The following is a 17600-nucleotide window of genomic DNA, read 5'->3' as shown; positions in this document are numbered from 1 at the left end:
CGCTAGCAGGTAGTGAGGATAGTATTATGGCTTATAGTGATAAAGTAATCGATCATGTTGAAAATCCACGTAACGTGGGTGCTTTAGACAAAAATGATCCGTCGGTTGCAACAGGTATGGTGGGTGCACCAGCGTGTGGTGACGTAATGAAATTGCAAATCAAAGTATCACCAGAAGGTGTAATTGAAGATGCAAAATTCAAAACATATGGTTGTGGTAGCGCAATCGCTTCTTCTTCACTTGTAACTGAGTGGGTAAAAGGCAAAACATTAGACGAAGCTGCAACAATCAAAAATACTGATATCAGTGCTGAGCTTGAGTTACCGCCAGTGAAAATTCACTGTTCAATTTTAGCAGAAGACGCGATTCAAGCAGCAATTGCTGATTACAAAAGCAAACAAGCGAAGTAAGAGATAAATTCATGGCAGTGACATTGACAGATGCGGCAGCAAACCGCGTAGAATCATTTTTAGCAAATCGCGGCAAAGGCATTGGCCTACGCGTTGGCATTAAAACGACGGGCTGTTCAGGTCTTGCTTATGTTCTTGAATTTGTTGATGAGTTAGCTGACGGCGATGAAATTTTTGAAAGCCGTGGTGTGAAAGTGATCGTTGATGCCAAAAGCTTAGTCTACATTGATGGTACTGAGCTTGATTACACCAAAGAAGGTTTGAATGAAGGGTTTAAGTTTAATAACCCGAACCAAGCCGATGAGTGTGGTTGCGGCGAAAGCTTCACCGTTTAAGCTTAAAAAATTCTTTGCTTGAAGCCCTGCCTATGTAGGGCTTTGTTCTTTCCTGTTTACCGAGTTGGATTATGTAATGCGTTACTTTGAGTTATTTGCAATTCCAGTAGATTACAACATTGATTTAGCGACTATTAATAAACACTACCTTGAGCTACAACGCGCAGTTCATCCAGATCGCCACGCAAGCTCTAGCAGCCGTGATAAATTACTTGCTGTGCAAAATGCAGCAGAAATCAATGATGCATTACAAACCTTAAAACATCCGGTAAAACGCGCTGAGTACATGCTAAGCGAGTTAGGTGTTGATATTCGCGCCGAGCAACAAACATTGCAAGACCCGCTATTCTTAATGCAGCAAATGGAACTGCGTGAAGAATTAGAAGAACTTGAAAATGCCGCAGATCCTGATGCAGCAATTGCCCAGTTTGAAGCGCAAATTAAACAACTCGATAAGCAATACAGCAGCGAATTAGCCGAACAGCTCGCAAGTAATGATGAGCAACAATGGCAAGCTGCCGCTGATAATATTCGTAAATTAAAGTTTGTTTATAAGTTACGCGATGAACTAGAGCGTATTGAAGACAGTTTATTTGATGATTAATCGTTAGTTGTTTTAAAGCAGCTATTTAAGAGTTTAAAAGAGCATTATGGCATTATTGCAAATTGCTGAGCCGGGGCAGAGCGCGGCACCACATGAGCACAAATTAGCAGTCGGTATTGACCTTGGTACAACTAACTCGTTAGTTGCAACAGTGCAAAGCGGCGAAGCACGCACACTGACTGATTTAGCAGGTAATGCGATGCTACCATCGGTTGTACAATACCAAGCTGATAGCATAGTGGTCGGTGAACGAGCGGCAGCAGCTGCCACTCAAGACCCTGCTAACACCTTAATTTCGGTGAAACGTTTTTTAGGTAAAACTCAGGCCGAAATCGAAAAAAGCTATGGTCAACTACCGTATGAATTCTGTGAGCATGATGGCTCGTTAGCAATCAGCACGGTTGCAGGTGCAATTAGCCCTGTAACTGCATCGAGTGAAATTTTAAAAGCATTAAAACTGCGTGCAGAAGATAGCTTTGCAGGCCAAGACATTATGGGTGCAGTTATTACTGTACCAGCCTATTTTGATGATGCACAGCGTCAAAGCACCAAAGACGCTGCCGAGCTTGCTGGTATCAAGGTATTACGTTTATTAAACGAGCCAACGGCTGCGGCTGTTGCTTATGGCCTTGATTCAGGCCAAGAAGGCATTATCGCCGTATACGATTTAGGTGGCGGTACCTTCGATATTTCTATTTTACGTTTACACCAAGGCGTGTTCGAAGTAATGGCAACTGGCGGTGACTCAAGCCTTGGCGGTGATGATTTTGACTCGCTATTAGTTGATTACTTCAAAAAGCAAACAGGTGTGAGCGAGCTTTCTGCATCGGTATTGCGTTTATTCATCAATAAAGCAAAAGCGTGTAAAGAAGCACTAAGCCAATACCAAACTGTGAATGTAGGCTTAGAGTTTGATGGTCAAAGCCACAAAGTTGAAGTTACTCGCGAAACGTTTGATGAGTTAGCTCTTGGCCTTGTGAAGAAAACACTGCGTTCTTGTCGCCGTGCGGTTAAAGATGCGGGTATCGAAAACGAAGAAGTACTGCAAGTTGTAATGGTTGGCGGCTCGACTCGTATGCCAATTGTACGCTCTCAAGTTGCTGAATTTTTCGATAAAGAGCCACTGACTTCTATCGACCCAGATCGTGTAGTTGCACTCGGTGCGGCATTACAAGCAGACGTACTGGTTGGCAATAAGCCAGATTCAGACATGTTGCTACTAGACGTATTACCACTATCGCTAGGTCTTGAAACCATGGGTGGCTTGGTTGAGAAAATCATTCCACGTAACACCACGATCCCTGTTGCACGTGCACAAGAGTTCACCACTTTTAAAGATGGTCAAACGGCTATGTCACTGCATGTATTACAAGGTGAGCGTGAGCTGGTTGATGATTGTCGTTCGCTGGCTAAATTCAGCTTAAAAGGTATTCCGGCAATGGCAGCAGGTGCTGCGCACATCCGCGTAACCTTTAAAGTAGATGCTGATGGCCTATTAAGTGTATCGGCAATGGAAAAATCAACCGGTGTACAAGCTGAAATCCAAGTGAAACCATCATTTGGCTTATCGGATGATCAAGTTGCAAACATGCTCAAAGAATCAATGACTAACGCAAAAGACGATATGCAAGCGCGGATGCTTAAAGAGCAGCAAGTTGAAGCGTTACGTGTTGTAGAAGCGCTTGAAGCATCACTCGCAACCGACAGCGCATTACTTGATGAACAAGAATTAGGTGCGTTAAAAGCAGAAATTGCTAAACTTGTTGCCGTACGCGAAACTGCAACAACACCTGCAGAAATTAAAGCAGCGATTGAAGCTGTAGACAATGCAAGTAGCGAATTTGCTGCTCGCAGAATGGATGCATCAATCAAAAAAGCGCTGCAAGGGCAGTCAGTAGACGAAGTTTAACGAGGTAAGGTATGCCACAAATTATTTTTCTTCCCCATGCAGAATTATGCCCAGAAGGCGCAGCAATTGAAGCACCTGCAGGTGAAACAGTATTAGATGTTGCACTAAAAAACGGTATTAGCATTCCACATGCTTGTGAAAAGTCATGTGCGTGTACAACATGCCATTTAATCATCCGTGAAGGCTTTGATTCTTTAGATGAGAGCGATGAGCTTGAAGACGACATGCTAGATAAAGCATGGGGTCTAGAGCCTGAATCACGCCTAGGTTGCCAAGCAATCATTAAAGATGAAGATTTAGTGGTTGAAATTCCAAAGTATAATCTCAATATCGTTAATGAAGAGCATTAATTTTTAACGGCTTTGATTTCGTAAAAACCGCTGTAGTTGCTTAGTCTCTACAGCGGTTTTTTGTTTTTTAGAGCTTTAAATTGTAAGTCTTATGCCTTAAGTTGCTATTTTTACTCCCTGTAAAGCAGGTGCACGTTCAATTTACTTATCGCTTAAAGCTTGTGACTTAAAGCTGATTTTGGAGGTTCTATGTCTGATTTAGTTTTTTCTGATTCGTTTATCGACGGTGACTTTTATTCTACGAGCCAGCGTTTTAGTGTAGATAACCCTGCAACCGCAGAGGCGATTACTCAGGTCTCTAATATTGATGAAGCAGGGGTTGAACTGGCTATAAAAAGTGCTGACGAGGCATTTAGTAAGCTAAAGCAAACAACAGCAACCGAGCGCAGTGAAACGTTGCGCCGTTGGTACGACTTAGTCATTGAGCACAAGCAACAACTTGCTGAATTGATGACTAAAGAGCAAGGCAAGCCTTTAAAAGAATCCTTGGGGGAAGTTGAATACGGTGCAGGCTTTATTAAATGGTTTAGTGAGGAGGCAAAGCGCAGTTATGGCGACACAATACCTGCCACTGACAGCAAGCATCGTTTAACAACGATAAAGCAACCCATTGGTGTGGTGGCTGGTATTACACCTTGGAATTTCCCGATTGCTATGATCACTCGTAAAGTGGCACCTGCCTATGCAGCGGGTTGTAGTTTTGTGATTAAACCTTCGGAGCATACGCCATTATGTGCTATTGCCTTAGCCTACCTTGCAGATAAAGCAGGTTTTGTAAAAGGAGCGCTGAACGTAGTGGTCTCTGAAAACGCAAAAATGGTGGGTGAGATCATGACTGAATCTGAGCGTGTGCGTAAGTTCACATTCACAGGGTCAACCGGTGTAGGTAAGCAGTTACTATCGCAGTGCGCTTCAACAATTAAACAAACGTCTATGGAACTTGGCGGTAATGCTCCGTTTATTATTTTCGAAAATGCTGACTTAGATGAAGCGGTTGCTGGCTTAATGGGGGCTAAATTCAGAAACGCAGGGCAAACTTGTGTTGCCGCTAACCGAATTTTTGTTCAGCGCTCAGTGCTTGAAACGGTGCTTGAAAAACTCACTGACAAAGTAGCTGAGTTAAAGGTTGGCAATGGTCTTGATGACGGGGTAGATATTGGCCCATTAATTTACCCTAAAGCAAAAGAAAAAGTGCAAACACTTGTGCAAGATGCAGTTGATAAAGGGGCATCGTTAATCGGTGATAACAGCGAGCTTGAAGGTAGCTTCCAAGCGCCATTAATTTTAACTGATGTTACTCCAGAGATGGATATTTATCATGATGAAGTGTTTGGCCCAGTTGTGAGCATAATCACCTTTGATGACGAGCAAGAAGTACTTCAACTTGCTAACGACGTACCTTACGGTTTAGCCGCATATTTTTATAGTGAAAACATCAAGCAAGTTTATCGCGTAAGCGAAGCACTTGAATACGGCATGATAGGTATTAACGAAGGTCTCATCTCAAACCCAGTAGCGCCATTTGGCGGTGTTAAACAGTCAGGCTTAGGCCGAGAAGGCGGTCACCAAGGTCTAGATGAGTACCTAGAAGAGAAGTATCTTTGTATTAAAATTTAAGCTATCAGACTGATAACTAAGTCCTTGCGCGCGAAATAAATTTCACGCCTACATTAAAGAGAACTATTCGCACAAAGAGGATAAGAGGGCGCTGCGCTTTAGAGGAAGTAAACAATGATCTTTTGGTTTCCTCGTTCTTTTCTCATTCTCTCCTCTTTGTGCAATTACTTTCGCGCGAAATAAATTTCACGCCTACATTCAAGAGAACTAATCGCACAAAGAGGCTAAGAGGCGCTACGCTTTAGAGGAAGTAAAAAGATGATCTTTTGGTTTTCTCATTCAATTCTCTTTGTGCAAAATAAATTGAACCACAGAGGGCACAGAGGCGCTGCGCGCTACACAGAGAAAACCAAATTATCACAAAGAGATTATGAGACGCTTCGCTTAAGAGGTAATATTCTTTTGGTTTCCTCGTTCTTTTCTCATTCTCTCCTCTTTGTGCAATTACTTTCGCGCGAAATAAATTTCACGCCTACATTAAAGAGAACTAATCACACAAAGAGGCTAAGAGGCGCTACGCTTTAGAGGAAGTAAAAAAATGATCTTTTGGTTTCCTCATTCACTTCTCTTTGTGCAAAAACATTTAAACTTCAAACAACACAGTTCCCCTTCAAACTTGCCAGCTTACGTCCTAAAGCTATCAACTCCTCACCTTTATTTTCATAAAATGATAGCGCTGTCATTTTAGTTTTTATATGATAGGAACGAATTATTAACAAAAATGAAAAATAGTACGCAGAAATACCGTACACTCAGGGCATAAACGAGGAGAAAGTAATGGATTTTAAGAAGTCACTATTCGCGGTAATGCTAGCGACTGCGCCTTTAATGGCAAGTGCAGCATTAACTCAATCGCAAGTTGATCAGTTTGCGAAAGGTACCGAACTGCTGTTTTCGGTTGAAGATAACTTTCGTAATAAAGATGCGGGCTTTTTAGGAAAAATTACCCTTAATAATGGCTCTAATGTGGCGTTGCCTGCGGGCGAAAGTGACTGGCAGCTTTATATTCACTCAGTTCGTAAAATCTCAACTGAGCATGTCGCGGGCCTAAATATTGAACATGTTAATGGCGATTTACATCGCATCGTACCAACGAGCTCATTTAAAGGTTTAGCCGCAGGTGAAAGCTTGGAGCTGCCATTTGATGCACAAGTTTGGATTGTTGCTTACAGTGACTTTATGCCACGGGCATTTTTTGTTTCAGGTAAGAATAAACCTGCCGTATTTGCCAACACCGACACTGAAGACTTTAAACAGTTTGTTACGCCATTTACCCGCGAAAACCAGTTACGTCGTTACAATGAGCCAAAAGATTTATCTGTTTTAGCAACGGCAAAAGTACGCTACGAACGAAATAACGCTGATAAGGTGTCGGTTAGTAAAGACGATGCCTTAAAGCGTATTATTCCGAAGCCTCGTAAAGTTGAGTTTAATCGTGGTAGCGCAACACTTAATAATAATTGGCAAATCAGTTATCAAGGTCAGCTTAAACACGAAGTTATGGTGTTTATGCAAGACTTACAGGATGACTACGGCATTAGCCTTAAAGCACAGCCTGATCACATCAATATTGGCAAAGACAAAGTTATTCGCTTAAAAGTTGACCCTAAACTCAATAATGCAAAAGCTGAAAGCTATACCCTTGAGATTGACGATGAAGTTATTATCATCATAGGTAGCGATAACGCCGGTGTGTTTTATGCTATGCAAAGCTTATTAAACCTCATTCCTGCAAACAGCCAAGGCAGTGCCAGTTTACCGCAGTTGGAACTTGAAGACTCACCACGCTATGGCTGGCGTGGCATGCATTACGATAATGGCCGTAACTATCATGGCAAAGAGGCAATGTTCAAGTTAGTTGAGCAAATGGCTCGCTATAAAATGAATAAGCTACACTGGCACTTTTCAGAAGATGAAGGCTGGCGACTTGAGATCCCAGGCTTACCAGAGCTCACTGATGTTGGCGGTTATCGCTGCTTTGATTTAGAAGAGCGCGAGTGTTTATTAACTCAGCTTGGCACTGGGCCATTTAAATCGGGCTCAGGTAATGGTTATTTGAAACGTGATGAGTTTGTTGAGCTATTAAAATTTGCTAAAGACCGCCATATTCAAATTATCCCTGAAGTTGAAGGCCCTGGCCATGCGCGTGCCTCAATCAAAGCGATGGAAGCGCGTTATCACAATATGTTAGAGCAAGCTGAGCAATCGGCTAAAAACAATATTAAAACTCGCTCAGCAAACAAAGAGATTCAACACATAGATATGGGGCCAGCTACGCAATACTTGCTTACCGACCCTAAAGATACCTCTGTGTACATGACGGTACAAAACTACAAAGATAACTCAATGAATGTGTGTATGGACTCAACCTACGCATTTTTAGATAAAGTAACCTATGAACTTCAGCAGATGTATCGCGAAGCAGGTGTTCAGCTAAAGAACCTGCATATTGGTGGTGATGAAGTCGGTGCTGGTTCGTGGATAGGCTCGCCAATCTGTCAGGCGCTATTTGCCGATCCTAATAACGGTGTATCTGGCCCAGCTGATTTAAAACCTTACTTCACACAACGTGTTGCAACCTTACTTGAAAAGCGCGGTATTTCTCCGGGTATTTGGGAAGATGGCATCATGTATGACCGTGAAAACCCATTTAAACGAGATGAATTTCCTAATAAAACCTTTACCGTTAATACTTGGGATAACATTTGGGAATGGGGCGTTGCCGATAGAGCATACCGCCTAGCAAATGCTGGTTACCAAGTGGTGTTATCACACGGTACGCATTTGTACTTTGACCACCCATACGAAGCAAGCCCACAAGAGCGTGGTTATTACTGGGCTACTCGTTACACAGATACTAAAAAAGCCTTTAATTACATGCCTGATGACGTGTACGCCAATGCCGATTACACCCGCACTCGTGAGCCAATCGTTAATTTAGAAGCGTTGGTTGGTCGCCCGTTACCTAAACTTGAAAAGCCTGAGAATATTCTGGGTATGCAAGGTCAGGTATGGTCAGAAACAATCCGTACTGAAGATCAAGTATTAGCAATGATCTTCCCGCGTATTCTATCAGTAGCAGAGCGCGCATGGCATAAAGCCGATTGGGAAGGCGAAAACGTCGATAGTAAAAATCAAGCAAAAGACTGGGCTGAGTTCTCAAGTGCAGTCGGTTTAAAAGAGCTTGATAAGTTAGCTAAAGACGGCATCAACCTGCATTTACCAGTACCTGGCGGTGTGATTGAATATGGTAAATTATATGCCAACAGCGCGTTTGCTTATTTGACTATTGAGTACAGTCTAGATAACGGCCAAAGCTGGCAAACTTACGTTGAGCCAGTAAAGGTTGATAATAATGCAAAAGTTGCGTTACGCACCCGCTTGAACGCACAGCAAACCAGCCGCGTAACAGTTGTTGGTGAATAATGTTTTTTCGATAAGTAAATGTGACGCTTACAGAAAAACGTAGGCGTCATTTTTTGTTTTCCTCATTCTTTTCTAATTCACTTCTCTTTGTGGAAAAATTATTGAACCACAGAGTGCACATAGGCGCTGTGCGCTACACAGAGAAAACCAAATGATCACAAAGAGGATAAGAGAGCGCTGCGCTTAAGAGAAAGTAATGTTTAGGTTTACTCATTCTCTTCTCATTTACTTCTCTTTGTGCAAAAAATTATTGAACCAAAGAGTGCACAGAGGCGCTGCGCGCTACACAGAGAAAACCAAATGATTACAAAGAGGATGAGAGGGCGCTACGCTTAAGAGAAAGTAATGTTTTGGCTTTCTCATTCTCTTCTCATTCACTTCTCTTTGTGCAAAAAATTATTGAACCACTGATTGGACAGAGGCGCTGCGCGCTACACGGAGAAAACCAAATGATTACAAAGAGGATAAGAGGGCGCTGCGCTTAAGAGAAAGTAATGTTTTGGCTCTCTCATTCTCTTCTCATTCTCTTCTCATTCACTTCTCTTTGTGGAAAAAATTATTGAATCACAGAGTGCACAGAGGCGCTGCGCGCTACACCGAGAAAACCAAATGATCACAAAGAGGATAAGAGAGCGCTACGCTTAAGAGAAAGTAATGTTTTGGCTCTCTCATTCTCTTCTCATTCACTTCTCTTTGTGCAAAAAAATTATTGAACCACAGAGTGCACAGAGGCGCTGCGCGCTACACAAAGAAAACCAAATGCTCACAAAGAGGATAAGAGGGCGCTACGCTTAAGAGAAAGTAATGTTTTGGCTTTCTCATTATCTTCTCATTCACTTCTCTTTGTGAATAAACCTTCGAGCGAAATAAATTTCATGGGTACGGTATCTAAATAAGTATGTCAGCGCTGTCATTTTTGTTGCGATAGTGTTATAAATATTTAATATCTCTTTTATATAATCATCTGAATGAACAGTATTGCAGAATCGCTGTGTGCTGTGAGTGGGAAATGTTATGTCAGAAACGAATAAACAGAGCAGTATTGTGCCTATGGCGATTGTGGCCACGCTGTTTTTTATACTGGGTTTTGCTACGTGGTTAAATGGTTCATTGATGCCGTTTTTACAGCAAGTTTTGCAGCTTTCACCGTTTCAGGCATCGCTGATTATTTTCTCGTTTTATATCGCCGTGACTTTTACGGCTCTACCTTCAGCAATGATCATCAGAAAGGTAGGCTATAAAAACGGTATGGCGCTAGGTATGGCGACCATGATGGTGGCTGGTTTACTATTTATTCCTGCTGCAAAAACGCAGGTGTTTGCACTATTTTTATTTGCACAGCTTGTGATGGGAGCTGGGCAAACATTGCTACAAACAGCGGTTAATCCATACGTCGTAAGAATTGGCCCAGAAGAATCAGCTGCGGCTCGCGTCAGTATTATGGGTATATTAAATAAAACGGCCGGTGTTGTAGCACCAATCGTGTTTACCGCACTGATACTCAGTGATTTTAAAGGCTTTGTAGGTAAAGAGCTTAGCCAAACTGATATTGATGCTATGGCAAATGGTTTAATATTACCGTATTTAGGGATGGCAATTTTTATTGGTATACTCGGTTTTGCGGTTACTAAAATGCCATTGCCAGAGTTGATCGATGATTCTGATGAACAAAAACCGGGGCAAGTAAAAGAAGCGCTGAGCCATCCAAGTCTTGCATTAGGCATTGTGGCACTTTTTGTTTATGTGGCCGTTGAAGTAATTGCCGGTGATACGATTGGTAGCTTTGCGTTGTCATTAGGTGTTGAAAAATATAGTGTAATGACGTCATACACTATGGGTTGTATGGTGCTAGGTTACTTTTTAGGGGTGTTACTTATCCCACGCGTGTTATCACAGCAAGCAGCGTTGACTATTTCTGCTGTATTAGGTTGTGTGTTAACTCTAGCGATAGTTACTGGTAATAATGAAACTGTATTTATATCAACACTGTTTGGCTTAAAATCAGTACTGCCTGATACACTATTGCTCATTGCTGTGCTAGGCTTTGCTAACGCCATTGTATGGCCTGCAGTTTGGCCGCTAGCATTATCTGGTTTAGGTAAGCTAACTAGTGTAGGCTCAGGTCTACTTATAATGGGTATAGCTGGTGGCGCATTCGGCCCGTTATTTTGGGGTTTGGCAAGTGGCGGCGTAAAAAGCGCAGAAGCACAACAAATGGCTTATATTGTAATGTTGCCTTGTTATTTATTCATACTTTTCTATGCTGTTAAAGGTCACAAGATGAAAAGTTGGAAGTAATTATGGGTTTGAGGTTAGGTATAAAATGCACAGCCTTGAACTTTGAAAAGCATTTCTAGTAAATAGAAATAATCCCGTGTGTAATGCCACCGAAAGGTGGCATTTTTTTGACAGCCGCGCTACACAGAGAAACCAAATGTTCACAAAGAGAATAAGAGGGCGCTGCGCTTAGAGGAAGTAAATGAAAGTATTTCTTGGGTCTTCTCTTTTACTCACTTTTTTCTCTTTGTGAAAAAATAAATTGAGCCACAGAGGGCATAGAGGCGCTGCGCGCTTCACAGAGAAACCAAATGTTCACAAAGAGAATATGAGGCGTTTCGCTTAAGAGAAAGTACTGTTGTGGTTTCCTCATTCACTTCTCTTTGTGCAAAAGAAATATTGAACCACAGAGAACACAGAGGCGCTGCGCGCTGCACAGAGAAGAGCAAATGATCACAAAGAGATTATGAGACGCTTCGCTTAAGAGAAAGTAATATTGTGGTTTCCTCATTCACTTCTCTTTGTGCAAAAGAAATATTGAACCACAGAGAACACAGAGGCGCTGCGCGCTACACAGAGAAAACCAAATGTTCACAAAGAGGATAAGAGGGCACTTCGCTTAGAGGAAAACAAAAAAGCATTATTATTACTTCCTCATTTTCTTCTCATTCACTTCTCTTTGTGCAAAAGAAATATTGAACCACAAACAACCCCGAACAGCCAAAGCTGACGGCTTTTAGAATTGAAAACAGTCGGTGAAGATAAAACTAAATCTTTAGATTAAAATAGAAAATATTAATGAAATATAGGGATTTACAAAGGGGGAGAAGTGGGGCGACTGATGGGGCTTGAACCCACGACAACCGGAATCACAATCCGGGGCTCTACCAACTGAGCTACAGCCGCCACTGAGATACACCTCGTTTGGTGTGGCGCGCATATTACATAATTAAGTTTAGCTTGTGAAGCCCTAAATTGAAAAAAGTAGAAAAAACTTACTTACCTCAGAAAATTCAGAATTGTCACCTTGGTCAGCGGGCGTTCAGTTTTGCAGATTAGACTTGCGTTTTTTGTAATTAGGCAAATACTCATTTCTTAGTTTTGTGCGTAATTTAATGATTTTTTAACCAAAGATCATATATAATTTGTACAGCGTTATGCTAAAAATGAACTTCAGGAGAGAACATGGATACAATAATGAACTGGATCAACGAGAATTCAGGTTTAATCATACATTACGCCGTTCAGGCGGTTCTAGCGCTAATCATTTTCTTCATCGGTGGTCGCATCGCTAAATTCTGCGAAGGCTTAACCGAAAAAGCATTTGATAAAAAGAAAGTAGATAAAGCTGTAGGTTCATTTGTTGCTAGCATTGTCTATGCAATTGTATTTGCTGCAACAATCTTAATGGCACTATCTCAATTAGGTATTGAGACAACGTCATTCATTGCTATCTTAGGTGCGGCTGGTTTAGCAGTAGGTTTAGCATTGCAAGGTTCACTGTCTAACTTTGCATCAGGTGTTTTAATCATCTTACTTCGCCCATTCAAATCAGGTGACTATGTAGAAGCTGGCGGTAAAGCTGGCACAGTTAAGAAAATCGAAATTTTCTCTACAGAATTGCGTACACCTGATAACAAAGTAATTATCATGCCTAACTCATCAATTATGGGCAGCCCAATTACCAATTTCTCTCGTGAATCAACTCGTCGTATCGATTTAGTAATCGGTGTTGGTTACGATGCAGACTTAAAAGAAGCAAAAGCAGTTCTTAAATCAGTGTTAGATAAAGAAGAGCGCTTATTAAAAGACCCTGCATACACAGTAGCTGTATCTGAACTAGCAGATTCAAGCGTAAACTTTGTCGTTCGCCCATGGGTTAACTCAGCTGATTACTGGCCAACGTATTTCGATCTAATGGAAAACATTAAGATCGCATTAGATGATGCCAATATCACCATCCCATTCCCGCAAATGGATGTTCATTTGCATAAAGAAGACTAATAAGTCGAACTTAAAGTAGTAAAGGTTATTTTTTAATGAAATTAAAAGCTTTATCAATTCTAGTTGCAGCCTCAGCTGCAACTAGCGCATTCGCAGCAGATGAAACTAAAACTTGGGATGTAACCAGTGAGTTAGGTGCTATTGTAACAAGCGGTAACACTGAAACAACCACACTAAAAGGTGGTATCAAGGTTTTACATAACCTAGAAAACTGGAATAACGAGTACAAGTTAGACGGTCTTTATAAAGAAGATGAGATCGAAAACGACCAAGGTGGTAAAGAAACACAACGTACTAACGAAAAGTACTCAATCTCAGCGCAAGGTAACTACAAGTTAAACGAAAAGCACTCACATTTATTCATCTACGGCTCGCACGTATCTGATTACTTTGGTGCATACCGTAACGAGTCAGTTATCTCAGCGGGTTATGGTTTACGTTTAATCGACCGTTCTGACATGTGGCTTAATGCTGAAGTCGGTCCGGGTTATAAGTACTTCCAATACCCAGATGACAGCACTGAAGTTGATGACAACGGTAATTCGCGTGCTGGTGAGCGCGAAGGCGAAGTAATCGCACTAGGTAAAGTTGATTACAACTGGCAAATTTCAGACAGTGCACGTTTTACTCAGTTAGTATCAGTTGAATACGGTGATACCAACACCAAAACACGTTCAGAGTCTGCAATCCTTGCTAAAATCAACGGCTCACTGCAAATGAAAGTGGCATATAACATCACCCACAACTCAGATGTTGCCGATGACAAAGAAAACACAGATACAGAAACGTCATTGACGCTTGTGTATAGTTTCTAATTTTTAAGTTAATAATAAATGGGTAAACTTGTTTACCCATTTTTTTTGCTTATAAAATGATGTAGTATGCCGCGGCTATCTTTATTTTCTTAGAAGGGAAACTTTGTGAAGTTTTTTAGACTTGTAATCGCTCTTTTTATCTCGCTTATATTCATAACGGAGGCTCATTCAGTCACTCCAACTAAGCAACAAATAGAACAATTTAAAAAGCTACCTAAGTCGCAACAAGAAGCGCTCGCTAAGAAATATGGCTTAGATCTTAGTATGTTGGATTCAACAGGTCAAAACGCGAATCAGTTAGAAAATGAAAATACTGATACTGTTTTGTCTCGAGGGATGTTTGACGATAATAAAGATAACAAAGAAATTACAGAAGAAGATAAGTTTAAACCTGAAGAAGATAAGCTTAAACCATTCGGTTATGAACTTTTTTCTGGTGAACCAACCACGTTTGCACCGTCAGAAAGTGCTCTAGTGCCTGATTCTTATATTGTTGGTCCAGGTGATACTTTCTCAGTTAGCTTATTTGGTAAAGAATCTTCTACAGAAGAAGTTGTAATAGACCGTGAAGGCCGCTTAACAATTAATAAACTTAAGCCAGTCACAGTTAGTGGTATGCAATACAGTGATGTAGTTGAACTTATTAAAGCTAAAGTTAAACAAGAGGTTATTGGTACTGAAGCTTTTGTATCAATGGGCAAAACACGCTCAATCCGTATTATGGTTTTAGGTGAGGCATACAAGCCTGGTGCTTATACTGTTCCTTCATTAGCTTCAATTACCCATGCGTTATTCGTGAGTGGTGGTGTATCAGAGATTGGTTCTCTTCGAAATATACAACTAAAGCGTGCAGGAAAGACAGTAACAACTCTCGACTTATATAACCTGTTGATAAAAGGTGATAGTAGTAATGATGTCATTTTAAAGCCGGGTGATGTTGTGTTTATTCCACCTGTTGGTATGCAGGTGAGCGTTAAAGGTGAGGTACGTAGGCCCGCCATTTTTGAGCTTAAAAAAGATGAGTCTAGTCAAGATTTAATAGCTATGGCTGGCGGTTTTAATGCCGCTGCATATCCGCAGAAAACAGTTGTAGAGCGCTATACTGGTAATAGCTCGAGAACAGTTCTGCAACTTAACTTATCTAATAAAAATGCGTATAAACCAAATGATGGTGATGTAATTCGTGTTCCATCTTCTAGCCAAGAGCTTGATAACGCTGTGACCCTACTTGGTGCTGTTGCTCATCCTGGCAATTATGCTTGGCATGAAGGAAAAAAAGTGAGCCAACTATTTGGTTCACTTAAAACTGATTTATTGCCAATTGCTGATTATGACTATTCTTTAATTGTCCGAGAAATTAATCTTCGTGGTGATATAGAGGTACATCAATTTTCACTTCTAAAAGCGATAAGTGGAGAAGAAGACCTAGAATTAAAACCTCGAGATATTGTGGTTGTATTTAGCCGCTTCCAATCTTTAAAAAATGAAGAAAATGCGCTTACCGGTATGGCGTTGACTCAAGAGCAGTTAAAGCAACAAGAAAAAATTAAGCTTTGGGATGAGTACGAAGAGCGCAAATTCTATGAGTTTATTGATCTTGGTACAGCCTTGGATAAAGAGCTTGCAGAGTCTTTAGTTGAAGAAACTAAGCAGGAAGTGCTATCAATAACTGAGCTGTTGACTAACAAAGAAGAGTTGAAAGAAGATGAATACGCAGTATTTAGCCGTAAAAAGCTATTAAAGCCTATCCTTTCTAAGTTGAATCAGCAAGCTACAAAAGATGGTGGACTTCAAATTATTGGCGTGCGTGGCGAAGTATTCTATGAAGGAGTTTATCCTCGCCCTGTAAATGCTAATGTGGGTGATGCAATTATTGCGGCTGGCGGCTTAAAAGAGTCAGCGTATCTTCAAAATGCAGAAATTACGCGCTATAAAGAAAATTCTGTACTTGAGCACATCGGTGTTGATTTATCCAGCTTAAAAGATAAAAGCTCAATCAGTAAATATGAGTTAAAGAGCAAAGACACGATCAATATTTATCCAATTCCGAATTGGCAGCAAGATCGAAAAATCAACATTATTGGTGAGGTAAAGTTCCCTGGTGTGTACAGTATAGCTAAAGGTGAAACGCTATCTAGTGTTATTGAGCGTGCAGGGGGCTTCACTGAGTTTTCATTCCCTGAAGGTGCTATTTTTACTCGAGAATCTATTCGTTTACAACAGCAGCAGCAATTAAATAAAATATCTGAAGACTTGAGAAGAGATATTGCCTCTAAGAGTTTTAACAGCTCAATAACTGATGCTTCTTTATCATATCAAGATATGAATAGCTTACTTACAGATCTTGCTAAAGTTAAAGCCGTTGGCCGACTAGTTATTGACTTACCTTCGATCGTTAATGGAAAGCGCCGTTTAGAAGTAGAAGATAGTGATGTTTTATATGTTCCTTCTAAGCGTAATAGCATTAATGTTGTTGGTGAGGTTAATTTCTCAGGTTCTCATCTATTTCAAGATGAGCTATCACTTGATGATTATTTAAATCGAAGTGGTGGTCTTAAACAGCGCGCTGATGAAGAGCGTATTTATATCATCAAAGCAAGCGGTTTAATTGAAGTTCCTGATGCAGGCTCTTGGTTTGCAGTTAACAATGACTTCCAGCTGTCACCAGGCGACACAATTGTTGTTCCACTCGATACGGATTACATTGATAATTTGACCCTTTGGAGTTCTGCAACACAAATTATGTATCAAATGGGTGTAGCTGTTGCAGCAATAAGCTCACTGTAATTAGTTAGAATTTGATGAAAACAACGGTAATCAAATTATTAAAAAAGGTAATAGAGCAACTTCAAGCTGCTCTTTTACCTTTGTGTAGCAAATCTGCAATTCTTTCTGGACTGTATTTCACTTTCTTCTCACGAGATTTTTTCTATGAGCATCAAGCTATACTGAAAGCGCGTTTAGCGTATAAAAGACAGCAAGGCATGCATGGGAAATCAAGTGCATTATTGCGTAGAAATATACATCGCTTAGAGAAAGGCTTAATTATGCAGCCTAGGAGAAGTATTTATGCACTTGATTATATAAGTGAAACCATTGCTGCTTATCGTGTTGCGCTAAGTAACTCTGAGGTAGACCAATCAGAACTGCAGTGGGCGTCAGATGTAATAACGGAGTACTTTTCTGTAGTAGATAAAAATAACCCTGTTATTAATGAAAGCTTTTTAGCTTTTAACCAGCTATCAACTTTGTGTTCAACCTCGAAAAAACCATACTCTTACCATCAAAAAGCTCCTCACAAAGTAGAGTATGAGGATTTCTTAGCCTTAACAAAGTTTCGTACGTCGGTACGCTGGTTTCAATCAAAAAGCGTAGAAATAGAAAAAATAAAGAAAGCGATCGATGCTGCTTTACAAGCTCCAAGCGCATGTAATAGGCAGCCTTTTCAATTTTATTCTATTTCAAATCAGCCATTACTTAAAAAGCTAGCTAATCTCCCTGGAGGAACAGCTGGATTTGCAGACAACATTCCACATTTAATTGCGGTTGTGGGTGATTTATCTTATTACCCACTTTCACGCGACCGTCATGTAATATATATCGACAGTTCGCTTGCATCAATGCAGTTTATGTTAGCACTTGAAACTTTAGGGTTAAGCAGTTGTCCTATTAACTGGCCTGAATTAATTAATCAAGATAAGGCTGTCGCTAGTTTACTCAACTTACCACAATATAAGCGTGTTGTTATGTTCATTGCTGTAGGTTACCCATCCAATTCAGGAATGATACCTTATTCTGATAAAAAACAAGCTAAAGACATTCTAAAACATGTTTAAGACATATTAATTCGTTA

General features: G+C 40.7%; 12 protein-coding genes and 1 tRNA gene. 12 read left to right on the top strand and 1 reads right to left on the bottom strand.

What is annotated here, in order from left to right; translation table 11 throughout:
- Positions 1 to 26 precede the first annotated feature (26 nt).
- The 8 genes from iscU to nagP all read left to right on the top strand — a co-directional run bounded on the left by iscU (position 27) and on the right by nagP (position 10949).
- Positions 27 to 410, top strand: a complete 384-nt coding sequence (iscU, locus tag AAEU31_RS17400; protein ID WP_054552501.1) for a Fe-S cluster assembly scaffold IscU — start codon at positions 27 to 29, stop codon at positions 408 to 410.
- An 11-nt stretch (positions 411 to 421) separates the two neighbouring features.
- Positions 422 to 745: an iron-sulfur cluster assembly protein IscA gene (gene iscA / locus AAEU31_RS17395; protein ID WP_054552502.1), complete on the top strand. Its 324-nt coding sequence runs from the start codon at positions 422 to 424 to the stop codon at positions 743 to 745.
- Between the two features lie 76 nt (positions 746 to 821).
- Positions 822 to 1349 (top strand): co-chaperone HscB, encoded by a 528-nt coding sequence (gene hscB, locus AAEU31_RS17390; RefSeq protein ID WP_135923329.1) that lies wholly within the window; start codon positions 822 to 824, stop codon positions 1347 to 1349.
- Between the two features lie 46 nt (positions 1350 to 1395).
- Positions 1396 to 3258, top strand: a complete 1863-nt coding sequence (gene hscA / locus AAEU31_RS17385; protein ID WP_421967880.1) for a Fe-S protein assembly chaperone HscA — start codon at positions 1396 to 1398, stop codon at positions 3256 to 3258.
- An 11-nt stretch (positions 3259 to 3269) separates the two neighbouring features.
- Positions 3270 to 3608, top strand: coding sequence for an ISC system 2Fe-2S type ferredoxin (gene fdx / locus AAEU31_RS17380; protein WP_135923331.1), 339 nt, complete (start codon positions 3270 to 3272; stop codon positions 3606 to 3608).
- 189 nt (positions 3609 to 3797) lie between these two features.
- Positions 3798 to 5225, top strand: a complete 1428-nt coding sequence (locus tag AAEU31_RS17375) for an NAD-dependent succinate-semialdehyde dehydrogenase (RefSeq protein ID WP_421967879.1) — start codon at positions 3798 to 3800, stop codon at positions 5223 to 5225.
- A gap of 777 nt (positions 5226 to 6002) precedes the next feature.
- On the top strand, positions 6003 to 8651 hold the full coding sequence (locus tag AAEU31_RS17370) for a family 20 glycosylhydrolase (protein ID WP_421967878.1): 2649 nt from the start codon (positions 6003 to 6005) through the stop codon (positions 8649 to 8651).
- A gap of 1014 nt (positions 8652 to 9665) precedes the next feature.
- Positions 9666 to 10949 carry an N-acetylglucosamine MFS transporter NagP gene (gene nagP, locus AAEU31_RS17365; protein WP_295510238.1) on the top strand — a complete coding sequence of 428 codons (1284 nt, stop codon included), beginning with the start codon at positions 9666 to 9668 and terminating at the stop codon, positions 10947 to 10949.
- Between the two features lie 809 nt (positions 10950 to 11758).
- On the opposite strand, the gene AAEU31_RS17360 is transcribed toward nagP, so the two are convergent.
- Positions 11759 to 11834 (bottom strand) — tRNA-His (locus tag AAEU31_RS17360).
- Positions 11835 to 12113: 279 nt separating this feature from the next.
- Here AAEU31_RS17360 and AAEU31_RS17355 point away from each other — a divergent pair.
- From AAEU31_RS17355 to AAEU31_RS17340, 4 genes are all read left to right on the top strand, one after another.
- On the top strand, positions 12114 to 12932 hold the full coding sequence (locus AAEU31_RS17355) for a mechanosensitive ion channel family protein (protein ID WP_054563554.1): 819 nt from the start codon (positions 12114 to 12116) through the stop codon (positions 12930 to 12932).
- Between the two features lie 35 nt (positions 12933 to 12967).
- A complete protein-coding gene (locus AAEU31_RS17350) occupies positions 12968 to 13747 on the top strand; it encodes a DUF481 domain-containing protein (protein ID WP_421967877.1) in 780 nt (259 codons plus the stop codon).
- Positions 13748 to 13852: 105 nt separating this feature from the next.
- Positions 13853 to 16534, top strand: coding sequence for an SLBB domain-containing protein (locus AAEU31_RS17345; RefSeq protein WP_421967876.1), 2682 nt, complete (start codon positions 13853 to 13855; stop codon positions 16532 to 16534).
- Between the two features lie 14 nt (positions 16535 to 16548).
- Positions 16549 to 17583 (top strand): nitroreductase family protein, encoded by a 1035-nt coding sequence (locus AAEU31_RS17340; RefSeq protein WP_421967875.1) that lies wholly within the window; start codon positions 16549 to 16551, stop codon positions 17581 to 17583.
- Positions 17584 to 17600 lie beyond the last annotated feature (17 nt).

The organism is Pseudoalteromonas thalassia (assembly GCF_049257215.1).
Lineage (GTDB): Bacteria > Pseudomonadota > Gammaproteobacteria > Enterobacterales > Alteromonadaceae > Pseudoalteromonas > Pseudoalteromonas lipolytica_C.
Note: the sequence above shows the minus strand (reverse complement) of the source record. Positions and strands in the feature narration are given on the sequence as shown.

What these genes read in the sequence shown, in the direction of transcription:
- fdx (WP_135923331.1), top strand. Translation starts at nt 3,270, where the DNA reads ATGCCACAAATTATTTTTCTTCCCCATGCAGAATTATGCCCAGAAGGC.
- AAEU31_RS17375 (WP_421967879.1), top strand. Translation starts at nt 3,798, where the DNA reads ATGTCTGATTTAGTTTTTTCTGATTCGTTTATCGACGGTGACTTTTAT.
- AAEU31_RS17340 (WP_421967875.1), top strand. Translation starts at nt 16,549, where the DNA reads ATGAAAACAACGGTAATCAAATTATTAAAAAAGGTAATAGAGCAACTT.
- nagP (WP_295510238.1), top strand. Translation starts at nt 9,666, where the DNA reads ATGTCAGAAACGAATAAACAGAGCAGTATTGTGCCTATGGCGATTGTG.
- iscU (WP_054552501.1), top strand. Translation starts at nt 27, where the DNA reads ATGGCTTATAGTGATAAAGTAATCGATCATGTTGAAAATCCACGTAAC.
- hscA (WP_421967880.1), top strand. Translation starts at nt 1,396, where the DNA reads ATGGCATTATTGCAAATTGCTGAGCCGGGGCAGAGCGCGGCACCACAT.
- AAEU31_RS17370 (WP_421967878.1), top strand. Translation starts at nt 6,003, where the DNA reads ATGGATTTTAAGAAGTCACTATTCGCGGTAATGCTAGCGACTGCGCCT.
- iscA (WP_054552502.1), top strand. Translation starts at nt 422, where the DNA reads ATGGCAGTGACATTGACAGATGCGGCAGCAAACCGCGTAGAATCATTT.
- AAEU31_RS17355 (WP_054563554.1), top strand. Translation starts at nt 12,114, where the DNA reads ATGGATACAATAATGAACTGGATCAACGAGAATTCAGGTTTAATCATA.
- AAEU31_RS17350 (WP_421967877.1), top strand. Translation starts at nt 12,968, where the DNA reads ATGAAATTAAAAGCTTTATCAATTCTAGTTGCAGCCTCAGCTGCAACT.
- hscB (WP_135923329.1), top strand. Translation starts at nt 822, where the DNA reads ATGCGTTACTTTGAGTTATTTGCAATTCCAGTAGATTACAACATTGAT.